Origin of the sequence: Burkholderia sp. BCC1972 (genome assembly GCF_905339605.1) — a bacterium.
In the GTDB taxonomy this organism is placed as follows: Bacteria; Pseudomonadota; Gammaproteobacteria; order Burkholderiales; family Burkholderiaceae; genus Burkholderia.
In genome coordinates this window covers 86,894-107,695 of sequence record NZ_CAJPGH010000016.1, presented here as the reverse complement: position 1 = coordinate 107,695, position 20,802 = coordinate 86,894, and the positions used below count along the sequence as shown (strand labels likewise).

At 69.1% G+C, this 20,802-nt stretch carries 18 protein-coding genes and 1 riboswitch; of the genes, 4 read left to right on the top strand and 14 right to left on the bottom strand.

What is annotated here, in order from left to right:
* Position 1: 1 nt before the first annotated feature.
* The gene (gene glyS, locus U5798_RS22540; RefSeq protein WP_124453633.1) at positions 2-2,101 is read right to left on the bottom strand and encodes a glycine--tRNA ligase subunit beta; all 2,100 of its coding nucleotides are present in this window, start codon (positions 2,099-2,101) and stop codon (positions 2-4) included.
* Between the two features lie 22 nt (positions 2,102-2,123).
* Positions 2,124-3,128: a glycine--tRNA ligase subunit alpha gene (gene glyQ, locus U5798_RS22535; protein WP_006477868.1), complete on the bottom strand. Its 1,005-nt coding sequence runs from the start codon at positions 3,126-3,128 to the stop codon at positions 2,124-2,126.
* 321 nt (positions 3,129-3,449) lie between these two features.
* Between glyQ and U5798_RS22530 the strand changes: the two genes are divergently transcribed.
* Positions 3,450-5,105 carry a hypothetical protein gene (locus U5798_RS22530; RefSeq protein ID WP_322083233.1) on the top strand — a complete coding sequence of 552 codons (1,656 nt, stop codon included), beginning with the start codon at positions 3,450-3,452 and terminating at the stop codon, positions 5,103-5,105.
* Between the two features lie 65 nt (positions 5,106-5,170).
* Here U5798_RS22530 and lnt read toward each other — a convergent pair whose 3' ends face one another.
* The 8 genes from lnt to U5798_RS22490 form a co-directional block, all read right to left on the bottom strand.
* Positions 5,171-6,871 carry an apolipoprotein N-acyltransferase gene (lnt, locus tag U5798_RS22525; protein ID WP_322083232.1) on the bottom strand — a complete coding sequence of 567 codons (1,701 nt, stop codon included), beginning with the start codon at positions 6,869-6,871 and terminating at the stop codon, positions 5,171-5,173.
* A 52-nt stretch (positions 6,872-6,923) separates the two neighbouring features.
* A complete protein-coding gene (locus U5798_RS22520) occupies positions 6,924-7,811 on the bottom strand; it encodes an HlyC/CorC family transporter (RefSeq protein WP_124453640.1) in 888 nt (295 codons plus the stop codon).
* Positions 7,812-8,128: 317 nt separating this feature from the next.
* Entirely contained in the window at positions 8,129-8,278 is a 150-nt protein-coding gene (locus tag U5798_RS22515) for a hypothetical protein (RefSeq protein ID WP_322083231.1), read from the bottom strand.
* A gap of 79 nt (positions 8,279-8,357) precedes the next feature.
* Positions 8,358-8,990, bottom strand: coding sequence for a gamma-glutamylcyclotransferase (locus U5798_RS22510; RefSeq protein WP_124453642.1), 633 nt, complete (start codon positions 8,988-8,990; stop codon positions 8,358-8,360).
* Between the two features lie 12 nt (positions 8,991-9,002).
* Positions 9,003-9,779 carry an rRNA maturation RNase YbeY gene (gene ybeY, locus U5798_RS22505; RefSeq protein ID WP_124453644.1) on the bottom strand — a complete coding sequence of 259 codons (777 nt, stop codon included), beginning with the start codon at positions 9,777-9,779 and terminating at the stop codon, positions 9,003-9,005.
* Between the two features lie 134 nt (positions 9,780-9,913).
* Entirely contained in the window at positions 9,914-10,960 is a 1,047-nt protein-coding gene (locus U5798_RS22500) for a PhoH family protein (protein ID WP_124453646.1), read from the bottom strand.
* Positions 10,961-10,989: 29 nt separating this feature from the next.
* Positions 10,990-12,363, bottom strand: coding sequence for a tRNA (N6-isopentenyl adenosine(37)-C2)-methylthiotransferase MiaB (miaB, locus tag U5798_RS22495; protein ID WP_124453648.1), 1,374 nt, complete (start codon positions 12,361-12,363; stop codon positions 10,990-10,992).
* A 213-nt stretch (positions 12,364-12,576) separates the two neighbouring features.
* The gene (locus tag U5798_RS22490) at positions 12,577-13,509 is read right to left on the bottom strand and encodes a LysR family transcriptional regulator (RefSeq protein WP_124453650.1); all 933 of its coding nucleotides are present in this window, start codon (positions 13,507-13,509) and stop codon (positions 12,577-12,579) included.
* Between the two features lie 147 nt (positions 13,510-13,656).
* On the opposite strand from U5798_RS22490, the gene U5798_RS22485 reads away from it, so the two are divergent.
* The 3 genes from U5798_RS22485 (at position 13,657) to ribB (ending at position 16,900) form a co-directional block, all read left to right on the top strand.
* Positions 13,657-14,832, top strand: a complete 1,176-nt coding sequence (locus U5798_RS22485; protein WP_322083230.1) for an MFS transporter — start codon at positions 13,657-13,659, stop codon at positions 14,830-14,832.
* A gap of 217 nt (positions 14,833-15,049) precedes the next feature.
* Positions 15,050-15,736: an XRE family transcriptional regulator gene (locus U5798_RS22480; protein WP_322083229.1), complete on the top strand. Its 687-nt coding sequence runs from the start codon at positions 15,050-15,052 to the stop codon at positions 15,734-15,736.
* Between the two features lie 186 nt (positions 15,737-15,922).
* Positions 15,923-16,071: riboswitch (FMN riboswitch) on the top strand.
* 118 nt (positions 16,072-16,189) lie between these two features.
* Positions 16,190-16,900, top strand: coding sequence for a 3,4-dihydroxy-2-butanone-4-phosphate synthase (ribB, locus tag U5798_RS22475; protein WP_322083228.1), 711 nt, complete (start codon positions 16,190-16,192; stop codon positions 16,898-16,900).
* Positions 16,901-16,970: 70 nt separating this feature from the next.
* On the opposite strand, the gene U5798_RS22470 is transcribed toward ribB, so the two are convergent.
* From U5798_RS22470 to U5798_RS22455, 4 genes are all read right to left on the bottom strand, one after another.
* The gene (locus U5798_RS22470) at positions 16,971-17,657 is read right to left on the bottom strand and encodes an HAD family hydrolase (protein WP_322083227.1); all 687 of its coding nucleotides are present in this window, start codon (positions 17,655-17,657) and stop codon (positions 16,971-16,973) included.
* 188 nt (positions 17,658-17,845) lie between these two features.
* The gene (gene iolG / locus U5798_RS22465) at positions 17,846-18,832 is read right to left on the bottom strand and encodes an inositol 2-dehydrogenase (protein ID WP_124453660.1); all 987 of its coding nucleotides are present in this window, start codon (positions 18,830-18,832) and stop codon (positions 17,846-17,848) included.
* Positions 18,833-18,899: 67 nt separating this feature from the next.
* A complete protein-coding gene (locus tag U5798_RS22460) occupies positions 18,900-19,727 on the bottom strand; it encodes a TIM barrel protein (RefSeq protein ID WP_124453662.1) in 828 nt (275 codons plus the stop codon).
* A 37-nt stretch (positions 19,728-19,764) separates the two neighbouring features.
* Positions 19,765-20,766, bottom strand: a complete 1,002-nt coding sequence (locus U5798_RS22455) for a xylose isomerase (RefSeq protein WP_322083226.1) — start codon at positions 20,764-20,766, stop codon at positions 19,765-19,767.
* Between the last annotated feature and the right edge of the window lie 36 nt (positions 20,767-20,802).

The following is a 20,802-nucleotide window of genomic DNA, read 5'->3' as shown; positions in this document are numbered from 1 at the left end:
CTTATGCGGCGAGCTTCGAGATGTCGGCGACGCAGTTCATCTGCTGGTGCAGCGCGGACAGCAGCGCGAGACGGTTGGCGCGCAGCGCCGGATCTTCCGCGTTGACCATCACGTCGTTGAAGAACGTGTCGACCGGCGCGCGCAGCGCGGCGAGCGCCGACAGCGCGCCCGTGTACGCACGCGCCTCGAGCTGCGACTGCACGTGCGGCGTCACGGCCGCGAGCTGTTCGTGCAGCGCCTTCTCGGCGGCCTCGACGAGCAGCGTCGGCTGCACCGCGCCGTTCGCGCCGCCTTCCGACTTCTTCAGGATGTTCGAGATCCGCTTGTTCGCGGCCGCGAGCGCTTCGGCTTCCGCGAGGCGCGTGAATTCGCGCACCGCGTCGAGGCGCGCGACGAGATCGTCGACGCGCGTCGGGTTCAGGCTCAGCACCGCATCGATTTCACCGGCCGAATAGCCGCGCTCGCGCAGCAGGCCGCGCAGGCGATCCATGAAGAACGCGAAGATCGCATCGGTCGACTCGGCGACGCCCGGCACGCCTTCGAAGCGCGCGTAGGCCGTGCGCAGCAGCGACACGAGATCGAGCGGCAACTGCTTCTCGAGCAGCAGGCGCAACACGCCGAGCGCGTGGCGGCGCAGCGCGAACGGATCCTTCTCGCCGGTCGGCGCGAGGCCGATGCCCCAGATGCCGACGATCGTCTCGAGCTTGTCGGCCAGCGCGACGGCGGTCGACACGGGCGTGGTCGGCAGCGCATCGCCGGAGAAGCGCGGCTGGTAGTGCTCGGCGCATGCGAGCGCGACATCGTCGGCTTCGCCGTCGTGGCGCGCGTAGTACGTGCCCATCGTGCCCTGCAGTTCCGGGAACTCGCCGACCATGTCGGTCAGCAGGTCGGCCTTCGCGAGGCGCGCGGCGCGCTTCGCGTGCGCGGTGTCGGCGCCGATCGCGGGGGCGATCTCGCCGGCCAGCGCCTCGAGGCGCTCGACGCGTGCGAGCGCCGAACCGAGCTTGTTGTGATACACGACGTTCGCGAGCTGCGGCACGCGGTCGGCGAGCGGCTTCTTCTTGTCCTGCTCGAAGAAGAACTTCGCATCGGCGAGGCGCGGGCGCACGACGCGCTCGTTGCCTTCGATGATCTCGCCCGGCGTCTTCGTCTCGATGTTCGACACGATCAGGAAGCGCGAGCGCAGCTTGCCGGCGACGTCGGTCAGCGCGAAATACTTCTGGTTCGTCTGCATCGTGAGGATCAGGCATTCCTGCGGAACCTGCAGGAATTCGTCCTCGAAGCGGCACGGGTAGACGACCGGCCATTCGACCAGCGACGTCACTTCGTCGAGCAGCGATTCGGGCATCACGACCGTGTCGCCGTTCGCGTGTTCGTTCAGTTGCGTGCGGATCGTCTCGCGGCGATCGGCGAAGTGCGCGATCACGCGGCCCTTGTCGCGCAGCGTGTCGGCGTACGCGCGCGCATGCTGGATCGCGACCAGGCCGTCGGACAGGAAGCGGTGGCCGAGCGTGGTGTCGCCGGCATCGACGCCGAACGCGGTGACGGGCACGACGCGGTCGTCGTGCAGCACCGTCAGGCGGTGCACCGGGCGCACGAACTTCACGTCGGAGCCGTCCGGGCGCTGGTACGTCATGAACTTCGGGATCGGCAGCTTCGCGAGCGCTTCGTCGAGCGCGGCCTGCAGGCCGTCGGCGAGCGTGGCGCCGGCCGCCGAGTAGTTGATGAAGAAGGCTTCGGCCTTGCCGTCCTGCGCGCGCTCGAGATCGGCGATCGACAGGTTCGGGTGGCCGAGCGCCGCGAGCTTTTTCGCAAGCGGGGCCGTCGGTTTGCCTTCGGCGTCGAGGGCGACCGACACCGGCAGGACCTTTTCGCGAACCTGCTTTTCAGGCGCGACGGCGCGCACGTTCTGTACGACGACGGCGAGGCGGCGCGGCGTCGCGTAGCGTTCGAACACGAGTTCGCCTTCGACGAGGTCGCGCGCGGCGAGGCGTTGCGCGAGACCTTCGGCGAATGCGTCGCCGAGGCGCGCGAGGGCCTTCGGCGGCAGCTCTTCGGTCAGCAGTTCGACGAGCAGGGGGGCGGGATGATTGTGCGTCATGGTTGGATTGAATCTCGTCTCGTCAGTCCTGATCGATCTTGCGTTCGACCTTGAGCGGCGGCGCCCATGCCGGCTGCGCGGCGTCCTGGGCGTCGGTGGTGAGGCCCGGCACGCCCGGCGGGTTGCCGAGCATCGGGAAGCCGAGCTTCTCGCGCGAGTCGTAGTAAGCCTGCGCGACGAGACGCGACAGCGCGCGGATGCGGCCGATGTACGCCGCACGCTCGGTGACCGAGATCGCGCCGCGCGCGTCGAGCAGGTTGAACGTGTGGCCGGCCTTCAGCACGAGTTCGTACGCGGGCAGTGCGAGCTGCGCGTCGATCATCTTCTTCGCTTCCGCTTCGTAGCTGTTGAAGAACGTGAACAGCAGGTCGACGTTCGCGTGCTCGAAGTTGTAGGTCGACTGCTCGACCTCGTTCTGGTGGTACACGTCGCCATACGACAGGCGGCGCAGCTCGGGGCCGTTCGGGCCTTGCTCTTCCCACTCGGTCCACACGAGGTCGTACACGTTCTCGACCTTCTGCAGGTACATCGCGAGGCGCTCGAGGCCGTACGTGATCTCGCCGAGCACCGGCTTGCATTCGAGGCCGCCGACTTCCTGGAAATACGTGAACTGCGTGACTTCCATCCCGTTCAGCCACACTTCCCAGCCGAGGCCCCACGCGCCGAGCGTCGGGTTTTCCCAGTCGTCCTCGACGAAACGCACGTCGTTCTGCTTCAGGTCGAAGCCGAGCGCCTCGAGCGAGCCGAGGTACAGGTCGAGGATGTTTTCCGGTGCCGGCTTGAGCACGACCTGGTACTGGTAGTAGTGCTGCAGGCGGTTCGGGTTCTCGCCGTAGCGGCCGTCCTTCGGACGGCGCGACGGCTGCACGTACGCGGCGCGCCACGGCTCGGGGCCGACCGCGCGCAGGAACGTGTGAACGTGCGACGTGCCCGCGCCGACTTCCATGTCGATGGGCTGGAGCAGGGCGCAACCCTGCTTGTCCCAGTAGGACTGCAGCGTCAGGATGATTTGCTGAAACGTAAGCATGAAGAGCCTTCGTGGCGCTGGCGCTCCGTTGCGGGCGGCGCTCCGGGCGGGGCCCGGAGGGTCGGCTCGCGCGGCGGCGCGGCTTGTTAGTGTGCTGAAACGCGTAATTTTACCGGATCGGCGACCGGATGCGGCCGGAACGCGGGCGAAGGCGCCGCCGGCCCGCTTCCGAAAGGCGCGCATGAGCGGCCGGCGCGGCCCGTCGGCCCGTCCATGGGCCGCTCGCGACGCGCGTGCCGTGCCGCTGCGCGCGGGCGTTAAGATGCGCATATTGCGGCGCGCGTCACGCGTGCCGCGTCACCACTCGCCGACGCCGACTGCATGGACGACCCGACCGACCTCCTCATTCCGCTGCTCCCGCCGTTCCTCGCGCTGCTCGGGCAGGCCGCCGACGCGCGGGCGCGCGGCGAGCATGCCGCGCACGATCTGTGGCTCGCCGCCGCCGCCCATCTGCACGCGGTCGATGCCGATGCGCTCGCGCAGCTCACGACGACACTCGTCGCGCGGCAGCGCATGGCCGACGCGCTCGCGCTGGCCGAATGCGCGGCGCGGGCGCAGCCGGGCGCGGGCACGTACTTCAATCACGGCTATGTGCTGCAGATGGCCGATCGCCACGCGGATGCCGTCGCGCCGTATCGCGCGGCGCTGGCGATCGATGCCGGCCGGCCGTCGCTGCGCAACAACCTCGCGATCGCGCTGCGGCTGTCGGGCGGCGACCGCGCGGAGGAGATCGCGCTGCTCGAAGCGGCCGTGAAGCACGATCCGCGGGACGTGCAGGCGTGGATCAACCTCGTGGTCGCGCGGATCGCGACACACGATCTCGACGACGCGCTCGCGTGCGCCGCGCGGCTCGCCGACCTCGCACCCGACAACGCGCTCGCGATGAACAACGTCGCGATGGCGATGAAGGAGGCGCAGCGCTGGGACGATGCCGAACGCTACGCGACGCGCGCGTGCGAGCTGGCGCCCGACGACGCGTCGTTCCGGTTCAACCTCGCGATCATCCAGCTCGTGCGCGGCAACCATGCGGCCGGCTGGCGCGGCCACGAGGCACGCTGGGATGGCGCCGGCGAACTGCGCGGCCGCCGGCCGGCGCTGCCGGGCCCGCGCTGGCAGGGCGAGCCGCTCGCGGGCAAGACGCTGCTGGTGTGGGGCGAGCAGGGGCTCGGCGACGTGCTGCAGTTCTGCCGCTTTGTCGCGCCGCTCGCCGAGCGCGTGCATCGCGAAGGCGGCCGGCTCGCGTGGAATACGTTCCCGCAGGTCGGCACGCTGATGCAGCGCAGCCTCGGCGCGCACGCGGACGCCTTCAGCGCGGGCGGCGGTGTCGACGTGCTGCCGGCCTTCGATTACGAGGTGCCGCTGATCGGCCTGCCGCTGATGCTCGGCATGGAAGCGTCGACGCTCGCGTCGTCGGTGCCGTACCTGCAGGCCGACGCCGGTGCACGCGATGCGTGGCGCGCGCGGCTCGCGGGCGATCGCCGGCTGAAGGTCGGGCTCGTGTGGACGGGCAGCGCGGGCCATCAGCGCAACCCGTTCCGGCGCGTCGGGCTCGAGCGCTATGCCGACGCGTTCCGCGGGATCGACGGCGTCGCGTTCCATTCGCTGCAGCCGGGCGCGCAGGCGGACGTCGCCGCGGCGCGCGCGGCCGGGTTCGCGGTCGAGGATTTCACGGCGGAACTGACGAGCTTCGACGATACGGCCGCCTTCATCGGCGCGCTGGATCTCGTGATTACCGTATGCACGTCGGTCGCGCACCTGGCGGGCGCGCTCGGCGCGCGCACCTGGGTGCTGCTCGACGTGAATCCGCATTGGCCGTGGATGCTCGAACGCACGGACAGCCCGTGGTATCCGACCGCGACGCTGTACCGGCAGCCGACGTTCGGCATGTGGGAGCCCGTGATGGAGGCGGTGAGTCGCGACCTGCGGAACCTCGCCGCGCAGCCGGATCGACTGGATCAACCGGCCCGGCAGGCCTGAGCGGCCGGCCGGTTCGCGGTCATCGGCCACCGCGCGGCCACCGCGCGCAGCGGCGGCCGTTTGCGTCATTCGGGCCGGTCGTCGCCGTTGTTCCGGCCGTTGCGCCGGCGCAGCCCCGGCCCGAACGTGAAGCCGAACGCGAGCAGCACCAGCGACGCCGCGAGCACGATGTTGTTGCCGCTCGTCACATAAGGCGTGAAGCCGCTCGTGCCTTCGATCCGCACGTCGAGCGAGCCGATCGTGAACGGCTTCAGCTGGCCGAGCACGCGCCCGTGCGCATCGATCGCGGCCGTCATCCCCGTGTTGGTCGAGCGCAGCATCGGCCGGCCCGTCTCGAGCGAGCGCATCCGCGCGATCTGCAGGTGCTGGTCGAGCGCGATCGTGTCGCCGAACCACGCGAGGTTCGTCACGTTGACGAGCACGCCGGGCGGCTGCGGGTTGTCGCGGATCGTCGCGGCGATTTCCTCGCCGAACAAGTCCTCGTAGCAGATGTCGGCCATCACCGGCTGGTTGTGCACGAGGAACGGCTTCTGCACGGGCGCGCCGCGCGCGAAATCGCCCAGCGGCATCTTCATCAGGTCGACAAACCAGCGGAAGCCCCACGGGATGAATTCGCCGAAGGGCACGAGGTGGTGCTTGTCGTAGTGATAGATGTCGCGCGAGTTCGGCGTCACGCCGTACAGGCTGTTCGTATAGTCGACGTAGTGGCCGTCCTCGGTCACCGATGCGCCGACCGCGCCGAACAGCACGGCCGACCCCGTCGCGTCGCTGAACTTGCGGATCGCGACGGCGAACGGCTCGGGCAGCTCCTGGATCATCACCGCGATCGCGGTCTCCGGCGTGACGATCAGGTCGGCCGGCTTCTCGACGATCATCTGCTGGTACATCTTGATCGCCGCGTCGATGCCTTCCTGCTCGAACTTGATGTCCTGCTTCACGTTGCCCTGCAGCAGCCGCACGGTGAGCGGTGCGTTCGCGGGCACGGTCCACGTGACCTGCGACAGCCCGAGGCCGGCCGCGATCAGCGCGACCGCCACGCCGGCCGGCGCGGCGATGCGCACGCCTGCGTTGCCGCCGGGATTGCCGGCGCCGTTGTCGCGCGCGGGCGACGGGCGCGCGGCGACGAGCGCCTGCACGACCAGCGCGGCGAACAGCGCGAGCACCCATGCGATCCCGTACACGCCGACCACCGGCGCGAAGCCCGCGAACGGGCCGTCGACCTGCGGATAGCCGCTCGCGAGCCATGGAAAGCCGGTGAACAGCGTGCCGCGCAGCCATTCGCCGAGGGCCCACGCGCTCGCGAACGCGAACGCGCCGTGCCAGGTCGGCGCGAACGGGCGCGGATCGGGCGTGCGGCGATGCCACGCATGGCCCGCGCAGAACGACCACAGCCCGGCCGAGAACGCCGGGTACAGCGACAGGTACAGCGAGAACAGCACGAGCGCGCCGCCCGCGAGCGGCGCGGCCATCTCGCCGTACACGTGCATGCTGATGTAGAGCCACCAGACGCCGCTGATGAAATTGCCGAAGCCGAATGCGCCGCCGGTGAGCGCGGCGCCGCGCCAGCTCGACGTGCGCGTCAGCTGCGCGAAAAACCAGACGAATACGACGAGTTGCAGCCAGCCGCCGTACGGCGTCGGTGCGAAGCTGAGCGTATTGGCCGCGCCGGCGAGCAGCGCGGCCGGGTAGTGCCAGCGCGGCAGCGCGCGGCCGGGCGCCGGCGCGAGGAGGCCGCCAGCCGGGCGGGACGGGATCGGATCGTCCATGTGAAGCGGAAGTGGGCGAGCGGTTGAAGGAAACGCGGCTGGCGCGGAGCGGTCAGTCTTCGTGCGAGGTTTCGGCGCGACGGCTGGCGAGCGGGTTGCGGCGCACCAGCAGCACATGCACCTGGCGCGCATCGCCGCGCTGGATCTCGAACACGAGGTTGCCGAGCTGCAGCTTCTCGCCGCGGTGCGGCACGCGTCCGAAATGATGGGTGATCAGGCCGCCGATCGTGTCGACTTCGTCGTCGGGGAAATCGGTGCCGAACGCGTCGTTGAACTGTTCGATCTCGGTGAGCGCGCGCACGCGGAAGCGGCCGTCGGGCCCCGAGATGATGTTGCCGGCTTCCTCGTCGAAGTCGTATTCGTCCTCGATGTCGCCGACGATCTGTTCGAGCACGTCCTCGATCGTGATCAGGCCCGCCACGCCGCCGTATTCGTCGACGACGATCGCCAGGTGGTTGCGGTTCACGCGGAAGTCGTGCAGCAGCACGTTCAGGCGCTTCGATTCCGGGATGAACACGGCCGGGCGCAGCATCCCGCGCACGTCGAACTCTTCCTCGGCGTAAAAACGCAGCAGATCCTTCGCGAGCAGCACGCCGATGACGTTGTCGCGGTTCTCCTCGTACACGGGGTAGCGCGAGTGCGCCTTCTCGAGGACGAACGGGATGAAATCCTCGGGCTTGTCGGCGATGTTGATCGCGTCCATCTGCGCGCGCGGCACCATGATGTCGCGCGCACACAGATCGGATACCTGGAACACGCCTTCGATCATCGACAGCGAGTCGGCGTCGATCAGGTTGCGTTCGTGGGCGTCCTGGAGGATTTCCAGCAGCTCGCCGCGGGATTCGGGCTCGGGCGAGATGAAGTCGGTCAGGCGCTCGAGCAGCGAGCGCTTTTCTTGCGGTTTGTCGGTTGGCTTACGACTGGGATACGAATCGTTCATGGTGGTGCGCCCGGGTCATGCCGGAGCGCGCTGTCACGGAGTAGGCAAGGATACACCAAGGGCACGACGCGACCGTGTCACCCCGGCCGTCTGGCCGGGGCGGGCGGCACGCGGGCCCCGCTCGTGGACGGCCGCGCCGGGCGCGACTTCGTCCTCGGGTCCATCCTATCCCAGAAAAGGGCGATGGCGCAGCAGCGGCAAAAATCGGCTGCGGGCGGCGCGGGACGGCGCGACACGGGGAAACGACCGGCCGGCCGGTCGGTGTCGGCGGCAATCTGCCGCACGCGATTGCGTGTGAACCCGGGCCTGGAAGGGGCTCAGAAGCGCATGCCGGCCGAGCAGCCGCCGGCGGCCGCACCGTTGGTCGCGGCGCCGCCGCAGCCGAGGATGCCGCAGCCGGACAGCGCGACGCTCGCGGCGACGAGCAGCGCGGCAATCCTGCAACGCGACCGGCGTGCCGGGTTCATCGGCGGGAACCTCGTTCGAAAGCGCGGGCGGCGCTGGCCGCGCGGGACCGCGTGGCGGCAAGCCGGGCGTCGGGTCGCGTCACTTGCATCGCGCGAGCAGCCCTTCGAGCGCGCGATCGGGAATGCCGCTCGCACGCAGCGCATCGACGGTGCGGCTCACGTAGTCGAGCGTCGTGCCATAGCGGCCGGCCGCGCAGCTGAACACTTCCTTCACGACCGGGTCGGACAGCTTGCCCGTATAGGTCGGTACGTCGCGGCGCATCACGAAGGCGAGCGCGTTCACGCGTTCGCCGGTCTCGAGCGTGCACGGCAGCCAGGCGGGCCGGTACGACCCCATCGGCATCTCGCGCTTCCACAGCGTCTCGAGGTGCGGCTGAGCGGTCGGGCCCGACAGCCGGAACGCGATGCCGGAGCACGAGCCGCCGCGATCGAGCGCGAGCACGAGGCCCGGGCGTTCGGGCGTGCCGCGGTTCACGCGCGACCATAGGTAGAGGCCGCGGTGGTAGCCATGCACCTTGCCGCGCACGGCGGCGACGGTCGGCAGGCCGGGGTTCCAGATCAGCGAGCCATAGCCGAACAGCCAGAGGTCCTGCCGGCCGTCCCAGTCGCGCATCGTGTGCGCGAGCGAGGCCGCGAGCTCGTCTTCCGTCAGCAGTCGCCCGTCGCCGATCGCGGGCGGGTAGGCGGGCGGGAGCATCGCGGCGTTGCGCATCGTACTGAACGCTTACTGGTACGGGTTCGGGAAGCCCAGCTTCGCGAGGATGTCGACTTCGAGCGCTTCCATTTCGGCCGCGTCCTCGTCGCTCGTCTCGTGGTCGTAGCCCTGCGCGTGCAGCGCGCCGTGCACCAGCAGGTGCGCGTAGTGGGCCGTGAGCGGCTTGCCCTGTTCGTGCGCTTCCTTCTCGACGACCGGGCAGCACAGCACGAGATCGCCGATCACGGTGCCGTCGGGCGCCGCGTCGTACGCGAAGGTCAGCACGTTGGTCGGGTAGTCCTTGTGGCGGTAGCCGGCGTTCAGCGTGCGGCCTTCGTCTTCGCCGACGAAGCGCACGGTGAGCTGCGCGCTCGCGAACAGCGCCGGCTCGATCCATTCGGCGATCAGCTTGCGCTTGGGCAGCGTCTTGCGGATGTCGCTCGTGATCTCGTCGCCGTACTGCACGGACAGGTCGAGTTCCAGCGCGCGCGGTTCGTCGTCGACGTCGTCTTCGCGCGGCGCGAGTTCCGCGCCCACGTGCAGCGTCACGCTGTCGTAGTGCTCGGGCTGCAGCGCGAGCTTCGCGCGCATCGCCGGGTCGTTGTGCTGCGCGACGATCGCGACGGCCGCGTCACCGGAGCTGCCCGACAGGTCGAACATCAGGCTGCGGCCGTCCGGGAAGTCGATCCGCAGCCCTTGTGCGTTGACGGTCCGGGCCTTGCCCTTCGCGTCGAACAGCGAAAGGCGGGGGGATTCGGGCGCGGCGGACGGGGCGCGACCGGACTTGCGGGAGCGGGAGGATTTCATGACGCGTACGGCGATTGGGACGCGTTGAGGATACACCAAACGGCCGATCCCACCCGAATTCGAACGGGCGAAAAAAAGCCCGGCGCGCCGTGTGGCGGGCCGGGCCGGCAGCCCTGGGCGCGCAGGCGCCGCCATCAGCCGTCCTGATGCTGCGCGTGGAACTCGTCGTACGCCTCGACGATACGCGCGACGAGCGGGTGGCGCACGACGTCCGCGCTCGTGAAGCGCGTGAGCGCGATGCCGCGCACGCCGCCGAGCACCTGCTGCGCCTCGACGAGGCCGCTCTTGTGGCCGCGCGGCAGGTCGACCTGGCTCGTGTCGCCGGTCACGACGGCCTTCGAGCCGAAGCCGATCCGCGTGAGGAACATCTTCATCTGCTCGGGCGTCGTGTTCTGCGCCTCGTCGAGGATGATGAACGCATGGTTCAGCGTGCGGCCGCGCATGTATGCGAGCGGCGCGATCTCGATCATCTGGCGCTCGAACATCTTCGCGGTCTTGTCGAAGCCGAGCAGGTCGTACAGCGCGTCGTACAGCGGGCGCAGGTACGGGTCGACCTTCTGCGCGAGATCGCCCGGCAGGAAGCCGAGCCGCTCGCCGGCCTCGACGGCCGGGCGCGTCAGCACGATCCGCTTGACCTGGTCGCGCTCGAGCGCGTCGACTGCGCACGCGACCGCGAGATAGGTCTTGCCGGTGCCGGCCGGCCCAATGCCGAACGTCACGTCGTGCTGCAGGATCTGCTTCAGGTACTCGCGCTGCGCGGGCGTGCGGCCGCGCAGGTCGGCGCGCCGCGTGTACAGCTTCGGTGCGGGTTCTTCGTCCGGCTCGCTGGCGTCGAGCTGCACGACGGGCTCGTCGAACGGATGGTCGGGGTCGCCGCGAAAGCGCACGTCGATCGTGTCCTGGCGGCCGTTGCCGGTCGTGTGGCGCACCTCGACCAGCGCGAGCTGGATGTCGTCGACCGACAGCGGATCGCGCGCACGGTTGTAGAAGTTTTCGAGCGCGGCGAGCGCGAGCTTGGCGCCGCGCCCGCGAATCGTGATCCGGTGGCCGCGCCGCGCGAGCGTGACGTCGAGTGCCTGTTCGATCTGCCGCAGGTTCTCGTCGAGCGGGCCGCAGAGGTTGGCGAGGCGCGCGTTGTCGTCGCGCGGGGCGGTGAATTCCAGTGCTTGGACGGTCTTCAAAGTAGCGTCGGGCTCCTGTTGAGCGTCAATCAGTGGGTGGCCGCGCTCGCGTCGTCGCTGACGAGCACGAGCTCGCCGCGCAGCGAATGCGGGTACGCATGGTTGATCTTCACGTCGATCATCTGGCCGATCAGGCGCGGGTGCGACGCGAGCGGCGCCGGGAAATTCACGACCCGGTTGTTCTCGGTGCGGCCCGCGAGTTCGTTCGGGTCCTTGCGCGACGGGCCCTCGACGAGGATCCGCTCGACCTTTCCGACCATCGACTGGCTGATGCGCGCGACGTTCTCCTCGATGGTCGCCTGCAGATGTTGCAGGCGTTTGAGCTTCACCTCACGCGGCGTGTCGTCGTGCAGGTTCGCGGCCGGCGTGCCGGGGCGCGGGCTGTAGATGAACGAGAAGCTCGTGTCGTAGCCCATCTCGTGCACCAGCGCCATCATCTTGTCGAAATCCTCCTCGGTCTCGCCGGGGAAGCCGACGATCATGTCGGTCGACAGCGACAGGTCCGGGCGGATCGCGCGCAGCTTGCGGATCACCGACTTGTACTCGAGCACCGTGTAGCCGCGCTTCATCGCCATCAGGATGCGGTCGGAGCCGTGCTGGACCGGCAGGTGCAGGTGGCTCACGAGCTTCGGCACCTTCGCGTAGGTGTCGATCAGGCGCTGCGTGAATTCCTTCGGGTGCGAGGTCGTATAGCGGATCCGCTCGATGCCGGGGATGTCGGCGACATATTCGATCAGCGTCGCGAAATCGGCGATCTCGGACGAGCCGGCCGCCAGCGCGCCGCGGTAGGCGTTCACGTTCTGGCCGAGCAGCGTGACTTCGCGCACGCCCTGGTCGGCGAGGCCGGCCACTTCGGTCAGCACGTCGTCGAGCGGGCGCGACACTTCATCGCCGCGCGTGTACGGCACCACGCAGTAGCTGCAGTACTTCGAGCAGCCTTCCATGATCGACACGAACGCGCTCGGCCCCTCGACGCGCGCGGGCGGCAGGTGGTCGAACTTCTCGATTTCCGGGAACGAGATGTCGACCTGCGCGCGGCCGCTCTCGCGGCGGGCGTCGATCATCTGCGGCAGGCGGTGCAGGGTTTGCGGGCCGAACACGAGGTCGACGTACGGGGCTCGCGACACGATCGACGCGCCTTCCTGGCTCGCGACGCAGCCGCCGACGCCGATCAGCAGGCCGGGCTTCGCTTCCTTCAGCTCGCGCACGCGGCCGAGATCGGAGAACACCTTCTCCTGCGCCTTTTCACGCACCGAGCACGTGTTGAACAGGATGATGTCCGCGTCTTCCGGCGTGTCGGTCTTTTCGAGGCCTTCGGAGGCATTGAGCACGTCCACCATCTTGTCCGAGTCGTACTCGTTCATCTGGCAGCCGAAGGTCTTTACGTAAACTTTCTTGGTCATGGGGATTCGCCGTTCGCAGTGGTTGACCTGGGGGCGTCGTCAAGGGTGAATCGGGACGGCCGTGCGCTGCACGCGAAAGGCGCGCAGCGAGCAGAAAGGCCGTCGGGAAAGCCTTCCATTATAGCTTTTCGCGCCGCGCCGGACGGGCGGCCGGTTGCGGCCGCGCGACGCCGGGTGACGGGTTCCGACCCCTCGATGGCAGTGTGCCCACGGTCAGCGGCACGCGTTCAGCAGGTCGTCGAGCGCGGCTTCCTCGTGCGCGAAGCGTTCGGCGAGAAAGTCGAGCAGCACGCGTACGCGCGGCGCCATGTAGCGCTTGCTGTGATAGATCGCGTGCAGCGGCGCGTCCTGGTGCCGCCAGTCGGGCAGCAGCACGCGCAGCCGGCCCGCGCGGACGTCGTCGGCAATGTCCCACAGCGACTTCAGCGCGATGCCGTGGCCGCGCAGCGTCCATTCGCGCGTGAGGCCGCCATCGTTGGTCTCGAACGCGGTCGACACCGGCACCGTGTGGATCTGCACCTCGTCGCCGCGCGTGAAATGCCACGTGTTCATCGGGCCGGACGCGATCGTGATCACGTTGCATGGAAAGCGGGCCAGATCATACGGATCGGCCGGCGTGCCGTGGCGCTCGACGAACGACGGCGCCGCGCACAGCACACGCCGGTTGGTCGCGAGCCGGCGCGCGATCAGCGCGCCGTCGGGCGGCGCGGCGAAGCGGATCGCGAGGTCGATCTCGTCCTGCCACAGGTTCGACGACGAATCGGACGCCGTCAGCGAGAACGTGACGCCCGGATGCAGCGTCGTGAATTCGTGGAGCCAGTCGAGCAACTGGTGGCGGCCGAAATCGGACGTCGACGACAGCCGCACCTTGCCGCTCACGACATTGCGGCCTTCCTGCAGCATCGCATCCGCGTCGTCGAGCGCCTGCAGCGCCTGGCGGCAGCAGTTCAGGTACAGCTTGCCCTCGTCGGTGAGCCGCAACTGCCGCGTCGAGCGTTCGAACAGCCGCGTCGCGATCTTCGCCTCGAGCTTCGCGAGGCGCGCGCTCGCGGCGGCCGGCGTGAGGTTCAGCTTGCGCCCGGCGGCCGTCAGGCTGCCCAGCTCCGCGGCTTCGACGAACAGCCGGATATCGCCCAGTCGGTCCATGCGATTTTCCAGAAATTTTTGAAAATGGTTCAAATGCCACGCCAATTATCAAATATAGGCGTCTTCGGGACAATGCGCGCACATCCCGCTTTCTTGTGCGGTGCGGCACCGACCGGGCGCCGTGGCCGCCGCCTTCCGGAGAACGTCATGCCCATTCCGTTACTGGCGCTCGCGATCAGCGCCTTCGCCATCGGCACCACCGAATTCATCATCATGGGCCTGTTGCCCGAAGTCGCGCACGACCTCGCCGTGTCGCTGCCGTCGGCCGGCCTGCTCGTCACCGGCTATGCGCTCGGCGTCGCGGTCGGCGCGCCGCTGCTCGCGGTGCTGACGAGCCGCATGCCGCGCAAGGCCGCGCTGCAGCTGCTGATGGCGATCTTCATCGTCGGCAACGTGCTGTGCGCGACCGCGTCCGGCTACGCGATGCTGATGGTCGCGCGCGTCGTCACGTCGTTCGCGCACGGTTCGTTCTTCGGGATCGGCGCAGTGGTCGCCGCGTCGCTCGTGCCGGCCGACAAGCGCGCGAGCGCGATCGCGCTGATGTTCACCGGGCTCACGCTGTCGAACGTGCTCGGCGTGCCGTTCGGCACGTTCGTCGGCCAGCTGCTCGGCTGGCGCGCGTCGTTCTGGATCGTCGCCGCGCTCGGCGTGCTGGCGCTCGGCGGCGTGGCCGCGCTGGTGCCGAACCGCCACGACAGCGGGCCGGTGGGCCTCGGCCACGAAGTGCGCGTGCTGAAGGAGCCGCAGGTGTGGCTCGCGCTGCTGATGACGGTGCTCGGCTTCGGCGGCGTGTTCGTCGTGTTCACTTACATCGCGCCGATTCTGGAGACCGTGTCGGGCTACTCGCCGCGCGCGGTCGCGCTGATCCTCGTGCTGTTCGGCGCCGGGCTGACGGTCGGCAACACGCTCGGCGGCAAGCTCGCCGACCGTGCGCTGATGCCGTCGCTGATCGCGATCCTCGTCGCGCTGATGGCCGTGATGGCCGTGTTCGCGAAGACGAGCCACCTGCCGGTCGCGGCCGCCGTCACCGTATTCGTGTGGGGGATCGCCGCGTTCGCGACGGTGCCGCCGCTGCAGGCGCGCGTGGTCGAGAAGGCCGCGAGCGCGCCGCATCTCGCGTCGACGCTGAACATCGGCGCGTTCAACGTCGGCAACGCGGGCGGCGCGTGGCTCGGCGGCCTTGCGCTGGAACACGGCTTCGCGCTCGACGCGCTGCCCTGGGTCGCCGTCGCGGTGACGTTCGCGGCGCTCGTCGTCACGTGGCTCGCGATGCGGCTCGACGCGCGCGGCCCGGCACGCGGCGCGGCACCGGCGGCGCAGTGAGCGTCGCCGCGGCGCGCTGACGGCGACGCCATAGCGGCAGGAAAAGGTTCGCGAGAAACGTATTCCTCCGCGATGCTGATAACGGTGTGAAGATAACTTCGTTTGCCCGTGCAAGACCGGGTGATAGCGTCTCGATACGCGCCAAGGCTGGCGCAACGCGATTCCGATCCCGGCTTACCCCCTATGCAGGGCCGCGCGGCGGCCCGGAGGCAATGCTATGTCTTCATCCCTGGCGCTCGTGCGCGACGTGTCTTCCTTCGAGTCCGGCAATGCGGCCGACCTGCGCGGCGCGTCCGCATCGCTCGACGTCCTCGAGCAGGTCGTCGGCGTGAACCTCGCGCGCTTGCGCGCCGAGCGGCAGCTGTCGCTCGATGCGCTCGCGCGGCTGTCCGGCGTGTCGCGCGCGATGCTCGCGCAGATCGAATCGGCGCGCAGCGTGCCGTCGATTAAGGTGCTCTGCAAGATCGCCGCCGCGCTGAAGGTGTCGGTCGCTGCGTTCCTGCGCCGCCATGCGGTGAACGGCTTCGAGCACCTGGCGGCCGAACGCGCATCGCGCGTCGTCAGCTCGAACGGCCGTTTCTCGGCGCGCGCGCTGTATCCGGAAGGCGAGCCGGCCGCGGCCGAATTCCACGAACTGCGGATCGCGCCGCTGCATACGGAGCCCGGCGCGCGCCGTGCGCCCGGCACGACGATCAACCTCGTCGTCAGCGAAGGCACGCTCGAAGTCAGCGTGCACGACCGCCGCCAGTTGCTCGCGACCGGCGACGCGATCGTGTTCGATGCCGACCAGCCGTACAGCCTGCGCAACCCCGGCGACCGCGAAGCGCGCGCGTTCCGTGTGACGGTGAGCCCCGAGGTGCCGCCGCGCTGGCTCGTGCCCGACGCGGCGCACGCGGCTCATTGACCGTGCCGGCGCGACCGAACGGCCGCCTTCCCGTTGTCGCGTGGAAGCGCCGTCGGGCGGTCGGCCGTTCGGACGATGCCGTTTGACCGAGTCGTCAGTAAGGTTTCAGGCGTGGTGCGCTGCGCTTCGTGCACAGCTGTTGTATGCTTGGCCCGCCGCTGACGGGGTGTTCCCGTCCGGCAATCAGTGCGTCTTCAGGGCGGGGTGAAATTCCCCACCGGCGGTAGGTCGGCGTAAGCCGGCGAGCCCGCGAGCGCCCGCGCATCCGCGCGGGGTCAGCAGATCTGGTCGAATGCCAGAGCCGACGGTCATAGTCCGGATGAGAGAAGATGTGCAGATAGTCATGTCCGTCAGGGCCGCTTCGCGATGCACGCGAAGCGGGTTGCCGTTCTGTCTGTTTGCAATGCCCTGAAACGTTTTTCGCCCAAATCGAATTTGCGAGGAGCGTTTCACATGTCCTTGTTGTCCGTTTCGTCGGCGCCCGCCGACGCCTTTGCCGATCTCCCGCTGCTGGATTCCGAACCGGTGCCGCCGCGCATCGCCGCTGCGCTCGACGCCATGCGCGCAGGCCGTGCGGTCGTGCTGCAGGATGACCACGACCGCGAGAACGAAGCCGACCTGATCGTCGCCGCCGAGCGCATCACGCCCGAGACGATGGCGCTGCTGATCCGCGAGTGCAGCGGCATCGTATGCCTGTGCCTGACCGACGACACCGTGCGCGCGCTCGAACTGCCGCCGATGGTGCAGACCAACGAAAGCCGCAACGGCACCGCGTTCACGGTGTCGATCGAAGCGCGCGAAGGCGTGCATACCGGTGTGTCGGCGGCCGATCGCGTGACGACGATCCGGGCGGCGATCGCGGAAGGTGCGAAGCCGCACGACATCGTGCGCCCCGGCCACGTGTTTCCGCTGCGTGCGCAACCGGGCGGCGTGCTCGCGCGCCGCGGTCACACCGAAGGGACGGTCGACCTGTCGATCCTCGCGGGCCTGAAGCCGGCCGGCGTGCTGTGCGAGCTGATGAATCCGGACGGCACGATGACGCGCGGCGACGACGTCGAGCGTTTCGCGCAACGCCACGGGCTGCCGATGCTGACGATCGCGGAGCTCGTCGAATTCCGCGAGGCGCTGGCGGCCGCGCGCGAACGCTGCTGCGAACCGGCCTGAGCGACGGGAAGGCGGGTGCGTTCGTGCACCCGTCGCGGGCTGGATCGACCCGATCCGGCCGGCATGAACATCAGGACTGCACGTCGCCGAATTCGCCGCGCATGCCGGCTTCGACGAGCGCCGGCAGTTCGTCCATCTTGCGCATGATCCGCGTGATGCCCATCGCGCGCAGCGCGTCCGCGTAGTTGTCGGGGATGTGGCTCGCGCCGACGAACGCGATCGTCTTCATCCCGGCCGCCCGTGCGGCATTCAACCCCGATACGCTGTCCTCGACGACGATGCAGCGCTCCGGCACGACACCGAGCGTCTGCGCCGCGTGCAGGTAGACGTCGGGGTAGGGTTTCGGCCGCGCCACCTGCTCGGAACTGAACACGCGCTCGCCGAAAATCTCGGTGAGCGACGCGCGCTTCAGCGAATTGCGCACGCGCACGAGCCGGCTGTTCGACACCACGGCCGCCGGCAGCGTGACCTTCAGCAGCGCGTCGCGCACGCCGGAGATCGGCGCGAGCGATCGCGCAAGCGCGACCTCGATGTTGTGCTCGATGGTCTCGATGAAGTTCGCGGGCATCTCGATCCCGAAGCGGGATTCGATGCCGGTGAGGAAGCGCGACGTCTGCTGGCCGAATGCCGACTTCGCGGCGGCTTCGAAATCGAGGTTCGGGAACGTGGCGGACAGCGTTTCAAGCAGCACGCGGTCGGCAATGACTTCGCTGTCGACGAGCACGCCGTCGCAGTCGCAGATGAGGTGATCGAGCATGGTGATGAAAATGCGGTAGACCGGCGACGCCGATCAATTCGCCATCATACGTGCTTTCGCGCGCGCGCCGCGTGGCGTTTCGGCAAATTTGCCCGATACGGGCGTGCGGGTGCCACATGTCGTGCCGCCGAGGCACAGGTCGCCCGATGGCGGCCGCCCGGGTGACCGGGCCGCCGCCGTTTGTCGCGTCACAGCGCGATCACGCGCCCCGTTTTCCACGACGTCATCGCGGCTTCGGCCAGCTCGAGCGCGGCGAGCCCGTCGTCGATCGTCGTCCTGACCGGCGTGCCGTCGCGCAGCGCGTCGACGAAGTGCGCGATCTCGGCCGCGTATGCATGCCGGTAGCGCTCGAGGAAGAACGGCTCCGGCACGTCGGTCGCGATGCCGCCGGCGAGCCATGCGCTCACCTCGGTAGGCCGCACGTTGCCGGCCTGCAGCATCCCGTGGCTGCCGAGCAGCTCGAAGCGCTGGTCGTAGCCGTAGGCCGCGCGTCGCGACGTGTTGATCTGGCACAGCATCCCGCGCTGCGTGCGGATCGTCACGGCGGTCGAATCGATGTCGCCCGCTTCGTGCACGGCCGGGTCGGTCAGGCAACTGCCGGTCGCGTGCAGCGTCTGCGCCTCGTCGCCGAGGATCCAGCGGAACACGTCGAAGTCGTGGATCAGCATGTCCTTGAAGATGCCGCCCGAGCTGCGGAGATAGTCGGCCGGCGGCGCGCCCGGGTCGCGGCTCGTGACGACCAGCATTTCCGGCGCACCGATTTCGCCGCGCTCGACGCGTGCCTTCAGCGCCGCGAACGTCGGGTCGAAGCGGCGCTGGAAGCCGATCATGCAGGTCACGCCGGTGCGCCGCACGACGTCCGCGCATGCGCGCGCGCGTTCGACGGTCAGGTCGACCGGCTTCTCGCAGAACACGGCCTTGCCCGCGTTCGCGGCCGCGACGATCAGGTCCGCGTGCGTGTCGGTGCTCGACGCGATCACGACGGCCTGCACCGACGCGTCGCCGAGTGCGCGCTCGAGGTCGGCGACCTGCGCGCCGTGCGCGTGCGCGAGCGCCTCGGCCGACGGCGCATGCCGGTCGATCACGTACCTGAGCTTCGCGCCCGGATGGCGCGCGAGATTCGCCGCGTGGATCTTGCCGATCCTGCCCGCGCCGAACAAGGCGAATTCGATCATTCCGTTCTCCTGTTGATTGGGTTTTGTCGGCACGCCGCGTGTGCCGGCAGCGTGTCCTGGTGATGTATCAGTGATCCGCCAGTTCACCGCGCACGTAGTCGATGCTCGCCCGCAGCCGGTCTTCGATGTCGCTGGCCTCGGCGATCTCGCTCGCGAACGGTTCGAACGAAAACGCGCCGCGGTAGCCGCGTGCAAGCAGTTCGCGCAGTTGCCGGAGGTTGCCGAGGCGGTCGGCGCGGCCGACCAGCACGCGGTGGCCGTCGCGCATCCGGTCGACCGGCAGGTCGTGTTCCTCGACGCCCGAGATGTGCACGAGGCCCGTCAGGTTCGGGAAGAAGATGTCCTCGCCGGACAGGTGGTGGTGGAACGTGTCGTGCACGAGCCGGAAGACCTGTTCGCCCGCTGCGTCGTAGATGCCTTTCACCGCATCCGACTTGCGGCGCAGCGCGCATTCCTCGAAGCCGAGCGGCTCGATGAAGCCGAGCAGGTTGCGTGCTTCGAGGATCGGCTTCAGCGCCTTCAATGCCTTTACGAGATCCGTGTGGCGCGCGTCCGCGTTGCGTGTGTCGCCGCGGCTGTTGGTCGGGCACAGCACCAGCGCACGCGCGCCGCACTGCGCCGCGTAGTCGGCCAGCGCGGTCGCCTCGTCCGCGCGCTCGGCGTTCCATTGCTCGAAGCGCTGCAGCGCGTTGATCGTCAGGATCGTCACGTCACCGGCTTCGGCCGTCGCGCGTACGGCGGTGGCCGGCGTACCGTCGGCGATCTCGACGCCGTCGAGATCGTTGCGGATCTCGATCGTGTCGACGCCGAGGCGCCGGCACATCGCGACGTAGCGGTCGAGCGGCAAGCGCGGCGCGCTGATCCGGTTCAGCGAAAAGTGGAAGGCTTGCGTCATCGTTCTGTCCTTGGGGCTCGAGTGGGGTGGGTTCGAATCAGGTGCCGGTGCGCGCGGCGAGTGCCTGCCATGTGTCGCGCAGCCAGTGCGCACACGCGACGTTGTTGTCGAAGATCGAATAGCGGGCGCCACCGCCGTAGTCGGGAAACGGGATGAACTCGCAACTGATCTGTTCGAGCGGCGTCGGCTGCGTGTGAACCTGCGCATGCAGCAACTGGCGCAGTGCGGCTTTCCACGTGTCGAGCGATGCCGCGTGCCATTCGCCGTGATAGGCGCCCGGCGCAGGCGCGACGAACGGGTACTGGATGCCGCGCCCGGGCCGGCCGTCCGCGCGGCGCATCCAGCGATTGTCGGGATTGTTCGGCGCGACGCTGCGCGCATGCGCATGCCGGACCCAGCCGCGCGCGATCCAGTCGGTGTAGAAGGCAGCGGGCGAAGCCGGGTCGAGCAGCGCGCGTCCGCCGTCGGCTGGTTCGCGCAGGCCCGATGCGTCGAGTTCGGTGCGATTGCCGATCTTGAACAGCAGGTGCGAATGATCGAGCGTGATCCGGAACGGTGCGCCGGCCTGCTCGACGTGCTGCGCGACGCGCGCCACGCGCGCGAAATCCTCGCTCCACATGTCGACGTGCACTTCGAGGCTCGGCAGGCATCCGACCGGCTCGCCGCGTTCATAGGTACGCAGGTAGAAATCGGCGACTTCGCGGTCCGACAGCGGGTGGCCGTCCGCGTGATGCGCGAACAACTGGCAGTTGAGCACCGTGCTGCCGAAGCGCGCGCCCGCGTCGACGATCTCGGCGACGTGCGCTTCGTCGCGACCCGCGCACCAGATGCCGCCGATCACGCGAATCGGCAGCGCGTGGCGCTCGACCAGCGCGAAGTACGGCGACAGGTCTTCGCCGCGCACCGGGTTCTGTTCGACGTAGTCGAACACGCCGGCGCCGGCGATCATCCGAAAGCGTTCGGCGGGCGTGGGCGGCGGCAGGCCGTCGTGTTCGAGCACGCCGTCGAGGTTCACGCCGATGAGGATCGGTTCAGCCATCGTCTCCTGTCCATGGATGTCCTGCGGATGGCTGTC